The organism is Pseudarthrobacter sp. NPDC058196, assembly GCF_042882685.1.
Taxonomy (GTDB): domain Bacteria; phylum Actinomycetota; class Actinomycetes; order Actinomycetales; family Micrococcaceae; genus Arthrobacter.
On record NZ_JBHVVN010000003.1, the window covers coordinates 49,978 to 65,613 of the forward strand.

The following is a 15,636-nucleotide window of genomic DNA, read 5'->3' on the forward strand; positions in this document are numbered from 1 at the left end:
GGTCAGTAATCGCCTTCAGGTTTCAATTCCCGGGACAGCAGAACCGGCCCCAGTTGGTCAACGGACAGCTTGCCTGCCAGCACCGCGACGACGGCGGCGGTGATAGGCATTTCGACGCCGAGCTTACCGGCAAGTTCGTGCACGGCCTGGCCGGACTTGATGCCCTCGGCGGTCTGGGTCATTGTGCGGCCCACCTCGTCAAGGGTCAGTCCCTGGCCGAGGAGCCGGCCCGCAGTGTGATTCCGGGACAAGGCGGACGAGCAGGTCGCCACAAGGTCGCCGAGCCCGGCAAGGCCGGCCATGGTCTTGGCTTCGCCGCCGAGCGCCAGGGCGAGGCGGGAGGTCTCCGCCAGGCCCCGGGTAATGACCGAGGCTTTGGTGTTGTCTCCCATTTCCTTGCCTTCGCAGATGCCGACGGCAAGGGCGATCACGTTCTTGACGATGCCGCCGATTTCGACGCCGACGACGTCCGAGGTGGTGTAGGGGCGGAAGTAGGGTGCCGTGCAGGTCCTGGCGAGCCACCCGGCGGTGGCGGAATCCGTGCAGGCCACCACCGATGCCGTCGGTTCTTCCCGCGCGATTTCCATGGCCAGGTTGGGCCCGGAGACCACGGCAATGCGTTCGGACGGCAGGTCCAGTTCCTGTTGGATGACCTCGCTCATGCGGGCATCCGTGCCGAGTTCGAGCCCCTTCATGAGGGATACGACGACGGCTCCGGGCTCGATCATGTCCTTCCATTCCCGCAGCTGCGGGCGGAGGGACTGTGCGGGGACGGCCACCACCACAAGATCGGCCCCGGCCAGTACCGCCCGGACGTCGGTGGACGCGGTGATGCATGCGGGGAGGACGATGTCCTTGAGGTAGTCGCTGTTGCGGTGGCCCTGGTTGATCTGGTCCACCACTTCGGCGCGCCTGCCCCAAACCTTGATCTCGCGCGGGGTCCCTGCGGCGCCGGCTGCGTCAGCGAGGATCTTCGCGAACGTGGTACCCCACGAACCGGCGCCCAGGACAGCCACGGTCCGGGCCGATCCAGGCCTTCGGTCAACGGTCACTGGGCTTCCGTTTCCGGGCCGGACTGCTGTCCGCGTTCGATGAAACGTCCGTGCTTGGCTTGTTGCTGCTTGGCCGGATCCCAGCGTTCAGCGGGCGGCTGTTCGCCGCGAAGGCCGGCCAGCAGGCCGGTGATGGCGGCCATGATGACCTCGGTGGCTTCGGTCAGTGTCGCCTTGTCCAGCGGGCGGCCGCTGAAGGCGCTGAGGTCCACCGGGTCCCCCACCACAACCCGGGAGAGCTTCCGCGGGAACAGGTGGAACCGCTTGCCGTAGCGGGGGAACACTTCGTGGGCGCCCCAATGGGCAATCGGCACCACGGGGATTCCGCCTTCAAGGGCGAGCCTGGCCGCACCGGTATGGCCTTTCATGGGCCAGAGCGCAGGGTCGCGGGTCAACGTGCCCTCCGGGTAGATGATGATCGCTCCGCCCTCGGCCACGATCTCCTGGGCCACCTGCAGCGACCGGTTCGCACCCGTCGTCGAACGCTCAACGGGGACCTGCTTGGTGGCGTTCAGGAGCCAGCCCAGGCCTGGGACCTTGAACAGGCCGGCCTTGGCAAGGAAGTGCGGGGCACGCCCCTGGTTGTAGAGCATGTGTCCCACAACCAGGGGGTCGATCTCGGTGCAGTGGTTGGGCGCGGCGATGAAGCCGCCGGCAGGCAGTTTCTCGGTGCCTTCCCATTTTTTTGCCATCATGAAGTTCAGCAGCGGGCGGGCAATCCCGGCGATGAACACAAACGTGGCCCTGCTTTTGGCCGATTCCTTCACGGTCCGCCGCTACTTCGTGGTGGCGATGTCGAAGTCGGCACCGAGGCCGGCGAGCTTTTCGGTGAAGCGCTCGTAGCCGCGGTTGATGATGTCGATGCCCGTAACCCGGGACGTTCCGGTGGCGGCCAGGGCGGCAATGAGGTGGCTGAACCCGCCGCGCAGGTCCGGCACGTCGATGTCGGTTCCCTTCAGCTGGGTGGGGCCGGAGATGACCGCCGAGTGCAGGAAGTTGCGCTGCCCGAACCGGCACGGGACGCTGCCGAGGCACTCACGGTGGACCTGTATGCTGGCGCCCATCCGGATGAGGGCATCGGTGAAGCCGAAGCGGTTCTCGTACACCGTTTCGTGGACGATTGAAACGCCCTCGGCCTGGGTCAATGCGACCACCAGGGGCTGCTGCCAGTCCGTCATGAATCCGGGATGCACGTCCGTTTCAAGGACCAGCGGGTTGAGCTTGCCGCCCTTGTGGTAGAAGCGGATGCCGTCCTCGCCGATGTCCATTCCGCCGCCCACTTTGCGGTAGGTGTTCAGGAAGGTCATCATGTCGCGCTGGGATGCGCCTTCAACGAAGATGTCACCACGGGTGACAAGGGCGGCCGAGGCCCAGGACGCGGACTCGTTGCGGTCCGAGAGCGCGCGGTGGTTGTAGCCGCCGAGGTCGCGGACGCCCTCGATCCGGATGGTCCGGTCCGTCTGGACGCTGATGATGGCGCCCATCTTCTGCAGTACGGCGATCAGGTCGATGACCTCCGGCTCGGTGGCGGCACCGGACAGCTCCGTGATGCCCTCCGCGCGGGTGGCGCTGAGGAGGACCTGTTCGGTGGCCCCGACGGACGGGTACGGCAGCGAGATCTTGGCTCCGTGCAGTCCCTTCGGTGCCGAAATGTGGATTCCGCCGGGACGTTTTTCCACGACGGCGCCAAACTGGCGCAGGACGTCCAGATGGTAGTCGATGGGACGGTCGCCGATCTTGCAGCCGCCCAGATCAGGAATAAACGCTTCCCCAATCGCGTGGATCAGGGGGCCGCACAGCAGGATGGGGATCCGGGAATCACCGGCGTGCGCATCGATGGCCGTGCTGGAGGCCGTCTTGGCCGACGTCGGATCGAGGGTGAGGTCTCCGCTGACAGGGTCTTTGTCCACGGTCACGCCATGCAGCTGCAGCAGGGACGTGACGACTTCGACGTCCTTGATCTCCGGCACGTTGCGCAACACCGAGGGTTCGTTGCCCAGCAGTGCTGCCACCATGGCCTTCGGTACAAGATTCTTTGCCCCGCGGACGCTGACGCGGCCTGTAAGCGGGACTCCGCCGCGGATTGTCAGAACACTACTCATATACCGGTTTCCTCACGATCACTAGCCCACAAATCCTTGCAAAGGCTCCAACCAAGCATAGGAGGTCGCGTTACCGAACCGAAATAAGCGGGCGCCGGCGGCAGTCTGTGGCGGGGTATTTCCTGCCGCCGCGCCCGTTCCCGCGTGCTAGGAAAGCCGGGCGGGCAGCGTCTTCGGCTTGAAGCTGGGCCGGGTAGCCTCGTAGGCGGTGATGTCAGCTTCGTGCTGGAGGGTCAGCCCGATGTCGTCCAGGCCTTCAAGGAGCCGCCAGCGGGTGTAGTCGTCGATCTCGAAGGGCGCCACGATGGTGCCGCACACCACGGTCTTGGACTCAAGGTCCACCGTGACCTCGGTTCCCGGCGCATTCTCGAGCTCTTTCCAGATGAGTTCAATGTCGTCCTGCGCCACCTGGGCGGCCAGCAGGCCCTGCTTGCCGGAATTGCCGCGGAAGATGTCGGCGAAGCGGGAGGACAGGACGGCCTTGAAACCGTAGTCCTTCAGCGCCCAGACGGCGTGTTCCCGGGAGGATCCGGTGCCGAAGTCAGGGCCTGCCACGAGCACCGAGCCGGTGGTGAAGGGCTCCTGGTTGAGGATGAACGAGGGGTCCTTGCGCCAGGCGGAGAACAGGGCGTCCTCGAACCCGGTCCGGGTGATGCGCTTGAGGTACACCGCGGGGATGATCTGGTCGGTGTCGACGTTGCTCTGGCGCAGCGGGACGCCAACGCCGGTGTGCTTGGTGAACTTTTCCATTGTGCTGTCCTAGGCTGCGTGGCTTGCGGATGGGGTTTCGACAGGCTCAACCACCGGTTCGGGGGCCGGGTCGAGGTCCGACGGCGAGCTGAGCGTGCCGCGGACCGCGGTGGCGGCGGCCACCACCGGGGAAACCAGGTGGGTGCGGCCGCCCTTGCCCTGGCGTCCTTCGAAGTTGCGGTTGGACGTTGAGGCGCAGCGCTCCCCCACCTCCAGCTGGTCCGGGTTCATGCCCAGGCACATGGAGCAGCCGGCGAAGCGCCACTCGGCGCCGAAGTCCTTGAAGACCTTGTCCAGGCCTTCTGCTTCGGCTTCAAGGCGGACGCGTGCGGAGCCCGGGACCACCAGCATCCGGATGTTCGGGTCCTTTTGCCGTCCGCGGATGATGTCGGCCGCCGCACGCAGGTCCTCCATCCGGGAGTTGGTGCAGGAGCCCAGGAAGACGGTGTCCACGCGGATGTCCTTCATGGGCGTGCCGGCTTCGAGTCCCATGTACTGCAGGGCGCGTTCGGCGGCGGCCTTGGCGTTCTCGTCGCCGAAGTCCGCCGGGTTGGGAACGGACTGCGAGAGGGAGACGCCCTGGCCGGGGTTGGTGCCCCAGGTGACGAATGGCTCCAGCGTGTCGGCGTCCAGGTCCACCTCGACGTCGAACGTGGCGTCGTCGTCAGTCTGGAGGGTGTCCCAGTAGTCGACGGCGGCGTCCCACTCGGCGCCCTGGGGAGCGTGCGGCCGGCCCAACATGTAGTCGTAGGTGGTTTGGTCCGGCGCCACCATGCCGGCCCGGGCACCGGCCTCGATGGACATGTTGCAGATGGTCATCCGTGCTTCCATGGAGAGCGCACGGATGGCGGAGCCGCGGTATTCCAGGACGTAGCCCTGGCCGCCGCCGGTGCCGATCTTGGCGATCACGGCGAGGATGATGTCCTTGGCGGTGACGCCCGGGCGCAGCGTGCCCTCGACATTGATGGCCATGGTCTTGAAGGGTTTCAGCGACAGGGTCTGGGTGGCCATGACGTGTTCCACCTCGGAGGTGCCGATGCCCATGGCCAGGGCGCCGAAGGCACCGTGGGTGGAGGTATGGGAGTCACCGCAGACCACAGTCATCCCCGGCTGGGTCAGGCCAAGCTGCGGACCGACCACGTGGACGATGCCCTGCTCGGCGTCGCCCAGGCTGTGCAGGCGGACGCCGAACTCGGCACAGTTGTTGCGCAGGGTCTGGATCTGGGTCCGGCTGGTGAGGTCGGCAATAGGCTTGTCGATGTCCAGCGTGGGGGTGTTGTGGTCCTCGGTGGCAATCGTCAGGTCCGGCCGGCGCAGCGGGCGGCCGGCGAGCCGCAGGCCTTCGAAGGCCTGCGGGGAGGTAACTTCATGGACCAGGTGGAGATCGATAAAGAGGAGGTCGGGCTGGGCGTTGGCTCCTTCGCCGTCGCCTTTGCGCACCACGTGCGCGTCCCAGACTTTCTCGGCCAATGTCTTTGCCATGGCCATCTCCCTTCACTGCTGTTTGGCTGATGAGTCCAACTGAATCAGGACGGCTCCGCACTGCGCCAGCCGAAAGATTTGCATCTCAGATATTGAGACGGCAATATCATTACATGGACAATTCTAGTGGAGTCGGCGTCATTGATAAAGCAGCCCAGGTGCTCGATGCACTCGAGGCCGGCCCCACCACGCTGGCACAGCTCGTGGCCGCCACCGGCCTGGCCCGGCCCACCGTCCACCGGCTCGCCCTGGCTCTCGTCCACCACCGGCTGGTCAGCCGCGATATCCAGGGCCGGTTCGTCCTTGGAAGCCGGCTCGTGGAACTTGCCTCGGCCGCCGGCGAGGACCGCCTGATCGCCTCCGCCGGTCCCGTCCTCATGCAACTGCGGGACGCCACGGGCGAAAGCGCCCAGATTTTCCGCCGGCAGGGCGACTGGCGTGTTTGCGTTGCATCCGCCGAACGCCCCATCGGCCTGCGCGACACCATCCCGGTGGGAACGCAGCTGTCCATGAAGGCAGGCTCTGCCGCCCAGGTGCTGCTCGCCTGGGAGGACCACGACCGTCTCCTCGAGGGCCTGCAGTCCGCCCGCTTCACGCCCACCGTCCTGGCAGGCGTACGACGACGCGGCTGGGGACAGAGCCTCGGCGAACGTGAGCCCGGGGTCGCCTCCGTCTCCGCGCCGGTGCGGGGACCGTCCGGCCGGGTGATCGCCGCCGTCTCAATTTCCGGCCCGATCGAGCGGCTGACCCGCCAGCCGGGGCGCTTGCACGCAGAGGTGGTCTGCAACGCCGGCCGCATCCTCACCGAAGCCCTGCGCAAGAACAACGACTAAGGGGATCCGTCCCGTTTTCCACTCCGGCGCACCCCGCGGGCACTAGGCTGTGCGCATGGGCAGCTACGCAGTCTTCCTCCGTGGAATCAACGTTGGCGGAATCAACATCAAAATGGCGGACCTTCGGGACGCGCTGAAAGACTCGGGGTTCGCCGATGCCAAGACCCTCCTGGCCAGCGGAAACGTGGTGTTGACCAGCAGCCTGGACGCAACCGGCGTCAAACGCGGAACCGAAAAATGCCTCCGGGCAGCGTTCGGCTACGAAGCCTGGGTGGTCGTCGTGGAGGCCGGACGGGTGGCCGAACTGGTGGACGCCTGCCCTTATCCCGAGGACGACAAATCCACCCACACCTACATCACCTTCTCGTCCGATACCGCCGTCCTGGACGAACTGGAAGCGGCCGGCGCAGCCATAGGCGGCCAGGACCAGAAGCGCCTTGGAGCTGAAGCGCTGGCGTGGCTGGCCCCGGTGGGCGGCACCCTGGACAGCCCCTTCAGCAAGATCAGCTCGAAATCCAGGTTCAAGGCGGCCACCACCACCCGCAACCTGCGGACGCTGGTCAAGGTCCGGGATGCAGCGGCAGCGCTGGCGGCGGACTCCTAGGCGGCTCCCGCCTTCGTCAGCGCCATGTTGAAGGCGGCCAGCCTGGCAATCTCCTTCTCCACCGGGACCACCACCAGGTCCCCGGCCACCGCTGCAACGGCACTGTTGAGCCGGCGTCGTGCCCGTGCCGCCCGCGCCCGGGCTGCTCCTGCCGCTATGAACCTCCCGGTGACGGCCAGGAACATCCCCAGCACCAGTCCGAGGGCGATCATCACGGTGGGCACTGGCCAGCCCTGAACGTGCGGCACCTCCGGGACAGGCAGCTGGAGATAGCCCAGCCCGGCCAGGACCCCGAGCCATCCCAGGCCGCCCAGGACGGTCAGCAGCGCCAGCCACTGCGCAACGTTGAAGGCACCCCACCACCAGGCACTGCGGTTGGCGCCGAGGTCGGTTCCGGCAATGGCCTGGTCGAGGGCATCGGGCAGGCGGTCCCGCCCGGCCCGCGCGGCACTCCTGACAGCCGCCCGCCATGGGCCCGGCGCTCCGTCACTGGCCGTGTCCGCGAATTCCCTGACTGCCGCATCAGTGCGGGCCCGCTCCGGGGCGCCTGCCGGCGGCAGTGATGTCCTGTTCAGTGCAGCGGGAGCGCTGCGGCGCAGGTTGAGCCGCCGCAGCGGGTCTGCCCGGAACCTGGAGAGCCAGCGGGTCACGGGCCAGCCAGTGCGCCGTACGGACTCCAGGCGGTACGACTGCCCAACGGCCCTCACCACGGCGGGGACATTTGCCGCCACCGCCAGTTCCTCCGCCAGCCGCGTCTTTGCGGCCGTACGCACCCCGGCAGCTTCCCCGTCGCCGGAAGCCCGCCGCAAACCCTCCGCCGCCGTCGTGACATCGGCCTCAAGCCGCCGGGCCTGGGCCTGGCGCTCCAGGGCTGCTTTGCGGATCGACGCGCGGATCCCGGCGATCCCAGTCCCTGCCACGGCGGATGACGCCAGGATCCGTACCTGCCCCAGCCCCTCACCGGCAAGGATCGCGTGCAGCGAATCGATTACCGGTTGCACGTCAGCGGCGGGCAGACGGTCCACCTGGTTCAGGACCACCATCGTCACGGCGCCGTGGGAAGAGTGCGGCGCCAGGAATCCGTGGTGGACGGCAGCATCCGCGTACTTCTGCGGGTCCAGCACCCAGACCAGGACGTCCACCATGCTTACCATCCGCTGCACGATCCCGCGGTTGGCCGCATGCGTCGAGTCGAAGTCGGGAAGGTCCAGCAGGATCAAGCCGGTCTGTTCGTCGGCAAAGCCGTCCACCGGAGCCGCGTGATGCCGGTTTGCCACTTCCAACCAGTCAAGCAGGGGCTCGCTGCCCGCCGCTCCCCACACGCCTGCCAGCGGTTCCGATGTGGTGGGCCGGCGGGCTGCCGCTGTCGCAATTTCCGCTCCGCTGACGGCATTGAACAGGGAGGACTTGCCGCTTCCCGTGGCCCCGAAGAAGCCCACCACGGTGTGGTCCGCGGACAGTGACCGCCGGGAACTTGCGCGCTCCAGGACGCCGGCTACGTGGAGGAGTGTTTCGTCCGGCAGGACATCCTCCCCCAGTTCCCGGGCGTCCGCCAGCGCCTGGAGCCGGCCGTCCAGGCGGGAGGCCACACGGGTCCCGCCATGCCGGCTCACGCGGCCTCCGCCAGGCGGGCCAATTCGCGGGCCTGCGCTTCAAGCCGCCGCGCCTGGGCCGGGTCCTCCGCGGGCAGCCGGTGCAGGAACTTTTGTTCTTCGTCCGCCAGCAGGAGGCGGCAGCGCGTGGCCAGGTCGTCACGGGCTTTGTCAGCCATGCGCCGCACTGCGTCCTCGCCGAAGACTGCCTCCAGCAGGCGCTGGCCCACCACGGCGGTTCCCCCGGCCACGCCGATTTCCAGACCGGTCAGTCCGGCGGTCATGGAAAACACCACGATCATCAGTGCGGCCCCCAGCCCGTTGATGCCGAAGGACAGCCAGCGGGCCTGGGTGCGTTTGCCCTGCCCTTCAGTGCGGATCAACTCCATGAGCGCTTCCTGCCAGGCCCGGATTTCGGCTGCTGCCCGGTCTGCGAAGCCCGCGGCCGTGCCGGACAGGTCCTCCGTACCCAGCAGTTGGCGGCCTGCCGGATCTGAGCGCCAGCGCCGGTCGGTGTCCTCCGCGGCGTTCGCTGCTTCATCGATGATCACCGCCTGAAGTCCGGTTTCGATGGCGGCTTCAACCCGCACTGCGGGGGCAGGCTCCCCGCGGAAGAACGCCCCCAGGCGGTCCCGGAAACGCCCCACGTTCTGTTCGAGTGCGCGGAAGAACTCCCCCGTGCCCACGAAGTCCTGCCAGCGGGCCAGCACTTCTCCCCGCAGGAGTGCTCCGTCGCGGGTGGCCGCCAGGATGCGGTTGGCGGCCTCCCGGTAGGCGGCTTCAGCGTCCGCTTCCAGGCGGACTGCTGCCTTGTCCTGCTCGCGGGCGGCCGCGGCAATGCCGGCCATCCTCCCCGCCAGTGCGCGGACGGCGCCGGTCAACGTCCGGCGTGCCACGGCGGCCCGGGCGGGGGCATCGGCTGCGAGGGCCGCCAGCCACTCCTTCAGCTCATCGACGGCGCGGGCGGGCAGCATTCCGCCCGGCTCCAGCCCCGTTTCGGCGAGGATGAACAGCCGGCTTTTGGCCAGTCCCTCCCGGTCGAGGAGTCCCCGGAGGTCCTGGCTGACCTCCTCTTCCGCTCCGGGCGGCACCCGGTCCAGGACCACCGCCACGGTGATGTCGCGGGCGGCGGCGTCAAGCAGGTGCTTCCAGGGGACCGCATCGGCGTACCGGTTGGCTGTGGTGACAAAAACCCACAGGTCAGCTGCAGCCAGCAGCTGACCGGCGAGCAGGCGGTTTTGGTCTGCGATGGAATCGACGTCGGGGGCGTCGAGCAGGGCTATTCCCGCTGGCACAGCCGGATCCGCGAGCAGCACCAGCGCCGCGGCGGCATCGGCGGCCTCACCGCTGCGGGCAGATTCCGGGCCGGTGGCCAGGGTTCCTCGGATCCGGCCCAGCCCCGGCAGGACACGCCCGCCTTCGAACCAGGCGGCCTCGGCGGGGTTGTGCAGCAGCATGGGCTGGCGGGTGGTGGGCCTGATGGCTCCGGCCTTGGTGGCGGGGTGCCCCACGAGGGCGTTCACCAGGGTGGATTTGCCGGCACCCGTGGAACCGCCGACGACGGCAAGCAGCGGGGCGTCCAGGCTCCGGTACCGGGGGAGGATGTAATCGTCCAGCTGCGCCTTCACAGCTGCCGTTTCGCGGCGGGCGCGGTCTGCAGCGGGCAGGGCGAGCGGCAGCGTGACATCGTCCAGGCCGTTGCGGATCTCCTCCAGCAGCGTCAGTGCTGGAATGTCCTGCTCCGGCCGGGCGGGGCGGCGGTGCTCGTCGTGGGAGGTCACAGCAACATCATGCCAGTTCAGCTGTTGCCGGGAACTGCGACGGCGCGTCACCGCCGCGGCGCATTCCCCGCCCGGAGGTCCACTCCCCGCCGTAGGACGAGGAGTTTAGTCCATTGAGCGGGGATTATTCGCCAGAAGTTTCCGGACAAACAAAAATGGTCCCGGGCTGATGCCCGGGACCATTCCATGGTGACCCCAGCGGGATTCGAACCCGCGTTACCGCCGTGAGAGGGCGGCGTACTAGGCCGCTATACGATGGGGCCGTGTACTTTCCGGCAGCATTTCGGCTGCTCGGCTCAGTGAGTATTTCACACACTTTGCCGTGGTTTCAAATCGGTGAACCGAGTGGAAACCTACTGTTTTTTCGGCCCGCATGGGCTTCAAACCAGAGCTGGGATACCAGGACTCGAACCTAGAATGACGGTACCAGAAACCGTAGTGTTGCCAATTACACCATATCCCAATGGCACTTTCGGGCCGGATTTCAGGGCATTTTCCCCGCTCCGTGCGCCTCAGCACGAGAAATTACTTTACCCGAGACTTCGGGCTCGCACAAATCCGCCGCGCCCCGCGCCTCCGGTTCCCGCAAAAGGGAACTATCCAAACCCTTGCCCGTTATCCAGCATTATGGTTACCCTCGAGTAAGTTACCGATCGGTAACAAGCCCCCCGCCCTGTCACCAAGGGCACCCACGAGGTCATGGGACCGCCCTGCCAATCACGGTTTCGCCACCGGACATCGCTGTCCGGCGGAAGTTAGGAAGTGTCAGCGTTGACAACCCGTACAGCAACCATTGCATCCGCAACCCGCAAACCCCGGCCACAATTCATCGCCATCATGGCCCTCTCCCTCTTACTGGTCCTCTTCCTCGCTTTCTACACCTATCTCACGGGCCAGATCGCCAACGGCTCCGCCCAATTGATGGACGGGGCGGAACAAGCCGCGGCAGGCGCCGCCCAGCTCAAGGACGGTTCCGGCCAGCTGGCAGCGGGCGCGGGCGCAGCGAACAAGGGCGCCGCGCAAGTGCAGGACGGATCGCTCAAGGTCAAGGACGGGACCAGCCAACTCAACAACGGAGCCCTCGCCCTGCAATCGGGCGCCGGCAAGATCTACTCAGGCGTCCGGGACCAGCTCGCCCCCGGAGTGGACAAGCTGCATGCCGGCACCACCAAGCTGCAAAATGACGTCCTGAACAAACTCGTTCCCGGCGTCTACCAGGTGGATGACGGCGCCCGGAAGCTCCAGGCCGGCGCTGTGGCACTTTCCGCCGCGCTCACCCCCACCGCCGCCGGCAACGCACCCAACAACCTTGCCGACGGTGCAGGACAGCTGGCAGCGGGGACGGGCCGGCTCGCGGCAGGCGCAGGTCAGCTCGACTCCGGTGCCACCAGCCTGAGCGCAGGGACAACGGCGTTGAAGAACGGAACAGCGCAGCTGAAGGGTTACCCCGGCGCCGGCAACGATCCCACGAAGGGCGACGGGCTGGCTGCGCTCAGCCAGGGGCTGGACCAGCTGGAGGCCGCAGCAAATGGGCCCCAGGGGCTGGTTCCCCTTGCCGTCATCAAGGACCAGATCGCCAAGTTGGCCGACGGCGGACGGCGCGCCTACGCAGGAGCGGGGCAGCTCGATGCGGGAGCAGCAAAGCTAAACGACGGTGCCGGGCAGCTCAAGGCCGGAACCGGCAGTTTGACCGCGGGAGCCGCCCAGCTGGATGACGGCGCCGGCCGGCTGAAAGCGGGCTTCGCCACCCTGGCGGAGAAGCTCAACGCCACGGATCCCCAAAACCCCGGCGTCGTGCTGGGTACCTCGATGCTGGCGGACGGCACGGCAAAGATCCGGACCGGCATGGATGGCGTCCCCGGCGATTCCGAGAGCCCCGGGCTGATCTACGCCGCCAACAACCTCCAGGACGGCACCACCAAGCTCAGTGCCGGCGTGAATGGCGGCGGCGACCCCGCCAACCCGGGACTCCTGGCCGGGACCGAGGCGCTGTCGGAGGGCACCACCACCCTGAGCCAGGGCACGGGCCAGCTGCAGTCGGGGTCCGCCCAGCTGGCAGATGGAACCGGAAAACTCGCCGACGGCAACGGGAAGCTTGATGACGGTTCGGGCAGGCTCGCCGACGGCGCCGGCAAGCTCGCGGAGGGCAATGCCAGGATCGCGGCCGGAACCCAGGAACTGCACACGAAGGTGGCCGCCGTGTCGCCGTCGTCCTGGCTGGACAGCCCCGTCACGGCATTGCTGCTGATCGCCCTGCTGGTGGGGGCCGCCGTCGGCGGGTATCTCATCCTTCGCCGCGCCGCCCGGCTCAAGGCCGCCTGACGAAGGCAGCCCGGCCAGGACCTACGCGAAGAGAGGGAGCAGGTCCGCCAACGTGGTGACCGCGGTTCCACCAAAGTGGGCCGCGGTCTCAGCGTTCCGGTTGAGCCAGACGCCAACCAGGCCGGCCGCCGTCGAGCCTTCCGCGTCCAGCAGCCGGTTATCGCCCACGTACATCGTCTCCGCAGGGACGGTGCCCAGGAGCCTGACCCCTTCGAGGTAAATGGCCGGATCCGGCTTGGCCACGCCCAGGGTGTCCGTTCCCACGAGGTGCTTTACGCGTTCAAGGCCGGCGCCGTCCAGCTTGGCACGCTGGTAATCGTGGACGTTGTTGCTGACGGCGCCGTACGGGATCCCGGCGGCGTCCAAAACGTCAAGGAGCGGCGAAACGTCCGGGAACGGCTTCACGTAGGACGGCTGCTTTTCCACGTAGGCGGCCAGCCAGCGGTGCGATTCATCGCCGTCGGCCAATTCCACGCCAAAGTGGCCCAGGGCTGCGCGGCCCCGGAGGAGGCGCTGTTCGTTGAACGTCAGCTCGCCGGCGAGGTAGCGGTCGTAATAGTGCGTGGTCTCATGCGTGAAAATCCGCCCGAACCGCTCCCACCCGGCCTGGTCCAGGCCGGGCAGGAGGTGTTCACTGACCTCGCGCAGGGCGGTGGTCATCGAGTATTCAAGGTCCACCAGGGTGTCGTCGATGTCGAACAGGATGCCCCTGACCACGCCAAAGGGCGTGCGCTGTGCACCAGACCGGGCCTCGCTTGGGGCGGTCATCAGCCGCGGAAGGCGCGGAGCCTGCGCAGGGAGGATTCTTTGCCCAGGATGACCATCGATTCGAACAGCGGCGGCGAGATCCGCCGGCCGGAAACAGCTGTCCGGACAGGCCCGAACGCGAGGCGCGGCTTGATGCCCATGTCCTCCACCAGGGCCTGCTTGAGTGCAGCCTGGATGTTCTCCGCCGTCCAGTCCGCCACCGGTTCGAGCGCGGCCAGTGCCGCATCCAGCACCTCGGAAAGGTTCTCCGGAAGGCCCTTGCGGGCGTCGTCGGCGATGTCGACGGCGTCGTCCGCCTTGAACAGGAAAGCAAGCATGTCCGGCGCCTCACCCAACAGCGTGATGCGCTCCTGGATCAGCGGCGCGGCTTCGGTGAGGATTTCTTCCTCGCGGTCGGTCAGGATCTCCCCCACCAGGCCTGCGTCGCGCAGGTAGTGCGCCACCCGGTCGCGGAAGACCTTGGGCTCAAGCATCCGGACGTGCGTGCCGTTGATGGCCTCGGCCTTCTTCAGGTCGAAACGCGCGGGGTTGCCCAGGACGTCGTGGATGTCGAAGTGCTCCACCAGCTGTTCGACGGTAAAGATGTCTTCGTCGGCGCTCAGCGACCAGCCAAGCAGGGAAAGGTAGTTCAGCAGCCCCTCCGGGATGAAGCCCCGCTCGCGGTGCAGGAAGAGGCTGGACTCGGGGTCCCGCTTGGAGAGCTTCTTGTTTCCCTGGCCCATCACATACGGCAGGTGGCCGAACTCGGGCATGTATTCGGCAACGCCGACCGCGTACAGGGCCCGGTACAGGGCAACCTGGCGCGGCGTGGAGCTGAGCAGGTCCTCGCCGCGGAGCACGTGCGTGATCCCCATCAGGGCGTCGTCCACGGGGTTCACCAAGGTGTACAACGGGGCACCGTTGGCACGCACCACGGCGAAGTCGGGCACGGATCCGGCCTTGAACGTGATCTCGCCGCGGACCAGGTCGGTGAATGTGATGTCCTCGTCCGGCATGCGCAGGCGCAGGACGGCCTGCCGGCCCTCGGCCCGGTACTGTGCCAGCTGCTCCTCGGTCAGATGCCGGTCGAAGCCGTCGTAGCCCAGCTTCGGGTCCCGGCCGGCGGCGCGGTGGCGTGCCTCGATCTCCTCCGGAGTGGAGAAGGACTCGTAGATGAATCCGGCGTCGTGCAGGCGCTTGATGACGTCCTGGTAGATGTCGCCGCGCTGGGACTGCCGGTACGGTTCGTGCGGGCCGCCCACCTCGACACCCTCGTCCCAGTCGATGCCCAGCCACTTCAGCGCGTCCAGCAGCTGGTGGTAGCTTTCTTCGCTGTCCCGTGCCGCGTCCGTGTCCTCGATCCGGAAGACCAGGGTGCCCTTGGTGTGGCGGGCGTAGGCCCAGTTGAAGAGCGCGGTCCGGATCAGACCGACGTGCGGGGTGCCCGTTGGTGAAGGGCAAAACCGGACGCGAACGGGTGTCTCTGCGGTGACGGGAGGAATGGAGGCGGCAAGCGACGAAGAAGCGATAGTCATAGTGGCTCCAACTTTACCCGCCTGGCCGCCCTCCGGCCTTCCGCGCGTAAGCCAGCGTCAGCGGCGGACAATCGGGTTGGACAACCGGCCGATGCCCTCGATCTCCACCTCGAAGCGGTCGCCTTCCTTGACCAGTCCCACGCCCGCCGGTGTTCCGGTCATGATGACGTCGCCGGGCAACAGGGTGAACGCGTGCGAGACGACGGACACGAGCTCCCGGACGCCGCGGATCATCTGGCTGGTGCTGCCGTCCTGGCGGATTTCCCCGTTGAGCCGGCCTTGGATCCGCAGGTCCTCGGTGTCGAGATCGGTCTCGATCCACGGGCCCAGCGGAGCGGAGGTGTCGAAGCCCTTGGCCCGGGTCCACTGCAGGTCGGTCTTTTGGACATCGCGGGCGGTGAGGTCGTTGCCGCAGGTGTAGCCGAAGATGACATCGTCAACGCGGTCTTCGGGGACGTCCTTGCAGATCCTGCCGATCACCACGCACAGTTCGGCTTCGAAGGAGACTTCTTCGGAGAACTCCGGCAGGACCACGGGGTCGTTCGGTCCCACCACAGCGGTGTTTGGCTTCAGGAACAGCAGCGGCTGGGCGGGCACTTCGTTGCCCAGCTCATGCGCGTGCTCCACGAAGTTCCGGCCCACGCCGATGACCTTGCTCCGCGGGATGATGGGCGCCAGCAGGCGGACGTCCTCCAGCTTGTGGCGCACGGAGGTGCGCTCCACACCGTTGAAGAAGGGGTCACCGTGGATGACAGTGACTTCCTCACTGCCGCTATCACCTTCCACAACGCCGTACAGGGGATCGGAATCGACAACAAACCTCGCAATACGCATGG

Annotated in this window: 13 protein-coding genes and 2 tRNA genes; 3 read left to right on the forward strand and 12 right to left on the reverse strand. The window is 67.2% G+C overall.

The window, feature by feature from the left end:
- Nucleotides 1-2 precede the first annotated feature (2 nt).
- The 5 genes from ACFVVC_RS05300 to leuC form a co-directional block, all read right to left on the reverse strand.
- On the reverse strand, nt 3-1,052 hold the full coding sequence (locus ACFVVC_RS05300) for an NAD(P)H-dependent glycerol-3-phosphate dehydrogenase (protein ID WP_387449952.1): 1,050 nt from the start codon (nt 1,050-1,052) through the stop codon (nt 3-5).
- Nucleotides 1,049-1,819, reverse strand: a complete 771-nt coding sequence (locus ACFVVC_RS05305) for a lysophospholipid acyltransferase family protein (RefSeq protein WP_387449954.1) — start codon at nt 1,817-1,819, stop codon at nt 1,049-1,051. The genes ACFVVC_RS05300 and ACFVVC_RS05305 overlap by 4 nt, the downstream gene beginning before the upstream one ends.
- A 9-nt stretch (nt 1,820-1,828) precedes the next feature.
- The gene (gene murA / locus ACFVVC_RS05310; RefSeq protein ID WP_285243968.1) at nt 1,829-3,154 is read right to left on the reverse strand and encodes a UDP-N-acetylglucosamine 1-carboxyvinyltransferase; all 1,326 of its coding nucleotides are present in this window, start codon (nt 3,152-3,154) and stop codon (nt 1,829-1,831) included.
- Between the two features lie 147 nt (nt 3,155-3,301).
- Nucleotides 3,302-3,904 (reverse strand): 3-isopropylmalate dehydratase small subunit, encoded by a 603-nt coding sequence (leuD, locus tag ACFVVC_RS05315; protein WP_387449956.1) that lies wholly within the window; start codon nt 3,902-3,904, stop codon nt 3,302-3,304.
- A gap of 9 nt (nt 3,905-3,913) precedes the next feature.
- Nucleotides 3,914-5,386 (reverse strand): 3-isopropylmalate dehydratase large subunit, encoded by a 1,473-nt coding sequence (gene leuC / locus ACFVVC_RS05320; protein ID WP_387449958.1) that lies wholly within the window; start codon nt 5,384-5,386, stop codon nt 3,914-3,916.
- A gap of 113 nt (nt 5,387-5,499) precedes the next feature.
- Between leuC and ACFVVC_RS05325 the strand changes: the two genes are divergently transcribed.
- Nucleotides 5,500-6,219: an IclR family transcriptional regulator gene (locus ACFVVC_RS05325; RefSeq protein WP_009356552.1), complete on the forward strand. Its 720-nt coding sequence runs from the start codon at nt 5,500-5,502 to the stop codon at nt 6,217-6,219.
- A 55-nt stretch (nt 6,220-6,274) separates the two neighbouring features.
- A complete protein-coding gene (locus ACFVVC_RS05330; RefSeq protein WP_387449960.1) occupies nt 6,275-6,823 on the forward strand; it encodes a DUF1697 domain-containing protein in 549 nt (182 codons plus the stop codon).
- Here the strand turns inward: ACFVVC_RS05330 and ACFVVC_RS05335 are convergent.
- The 4 genes from ACFVVC_RS05335 to ACFVVC_RS05350 form a co-directional block, all read right to left on the reverse strand.
- Entirely contained in the window at nt 6,820-8,436 is a 1,617-nt protein-coding gene (locus tag ACFVVC_RS05335; protein WP_387449963.1) for a GTPase, read from the reverse strand. The two genes, ACFVVC_RS05330 and ACFVVC_RS05335, sit on opposite strands and share 4 nt — an antisense overlap.
- A complete protein-coding gene (locus tag ACFVVC_RS05340; protein ID WP_387449965.1) occupies nt 8,433-10,196 on the reverse strand; it encodes a dynamin family protein in 1,764 nt (587 codons plus the stop codon). The genes ACFVVC_RS05335 and ACFVVC_RS05340 overlap by 4 nt, the downstream gene beginning before the upstream one ends.
- Before the next feature lie 187 nt (nt 10,197-10,383).
- Nucleotides 10,384-10,459 (reverse strand) — tRNA-Glu (locus tag ACFVVC_RS05345).
- Between the two features lie 128 nt (nt 10,460-10,587).
- A tRNA-Gln gene (locus tag ACFVVC_RS05350) sits at nt 10,588-10,659 on the reverse strand.
- 299 nt (nt 10,660-10,958) lie between these two features.
- Between ACFVVC_RS05350 and ACFVVC_RS05355 the strand changes: the two genes are divergently transcribed.
- Nucleotides 10,959-12,518: a hypothetical protein gene (locus tag ACFVVC_RS05355; RefSeq protein ID WP_387449967.1), complete on the forward strand. Its 1,560-nt coding sequence runs from the start codon at nt 10,959-10,961 to the stop codon at nt 12,516-12,518.
- A 21-nt stretch (nt 12,519-12,539) separates the two neighbouring features.
- Here ACFVVC_RS05355 and ACFVVC_RS05360 read toward each other — a convergent pair whose 3' ends face one another.
- Genes ACFVVC_RS05360 through ACFVVC_RS05370 form a run of 3 tightly spaced genes read right to left on the reverse strand, consistent with a single transcriptional unit; the run spans nt 12,540 to nt 15,634 of the window.
- Nucleotides 12,540-13,286, reverse strand: coding sequence for an HAD family hydrolase (locus ACFVVC_RS05360; protein WP_387449969.1), 747 nt, complete (start codon nt 13,284-13,286; stop codon nt 12,540-12,542).
- Entirely contained in the window at nt 13,286-14,800 is a 1,515-nt protein-coding gene (gene gltX, locus ACFVVC_RS05365) for a glutamate--tRNA ligase (RefSeq protein ID WP_387449971.1), read from the reverse strand. The genes ACFVVC_RS05360 and gltX overlap by 1 nt, the downstream gene beginning before the upstream one ends.
- Nucleotides 14,801-14,857: 57 nt before the next feature.
- The gene (locus ACFVVC_RS05370) at nt 14,858-15,634 is read right to left on the reverse strand and encodes a fumarylacetoacetate hydrolase family protein (RefSeq protein WP_387449973.1); all 777 of its coding nucleotides are present in this window, start codon (nt 15,632-15,634) and stop codon (nt 14,858-14,860) included.
- Nucleotides 15,635-15,636: the final 2 nt, after the last annotated feature.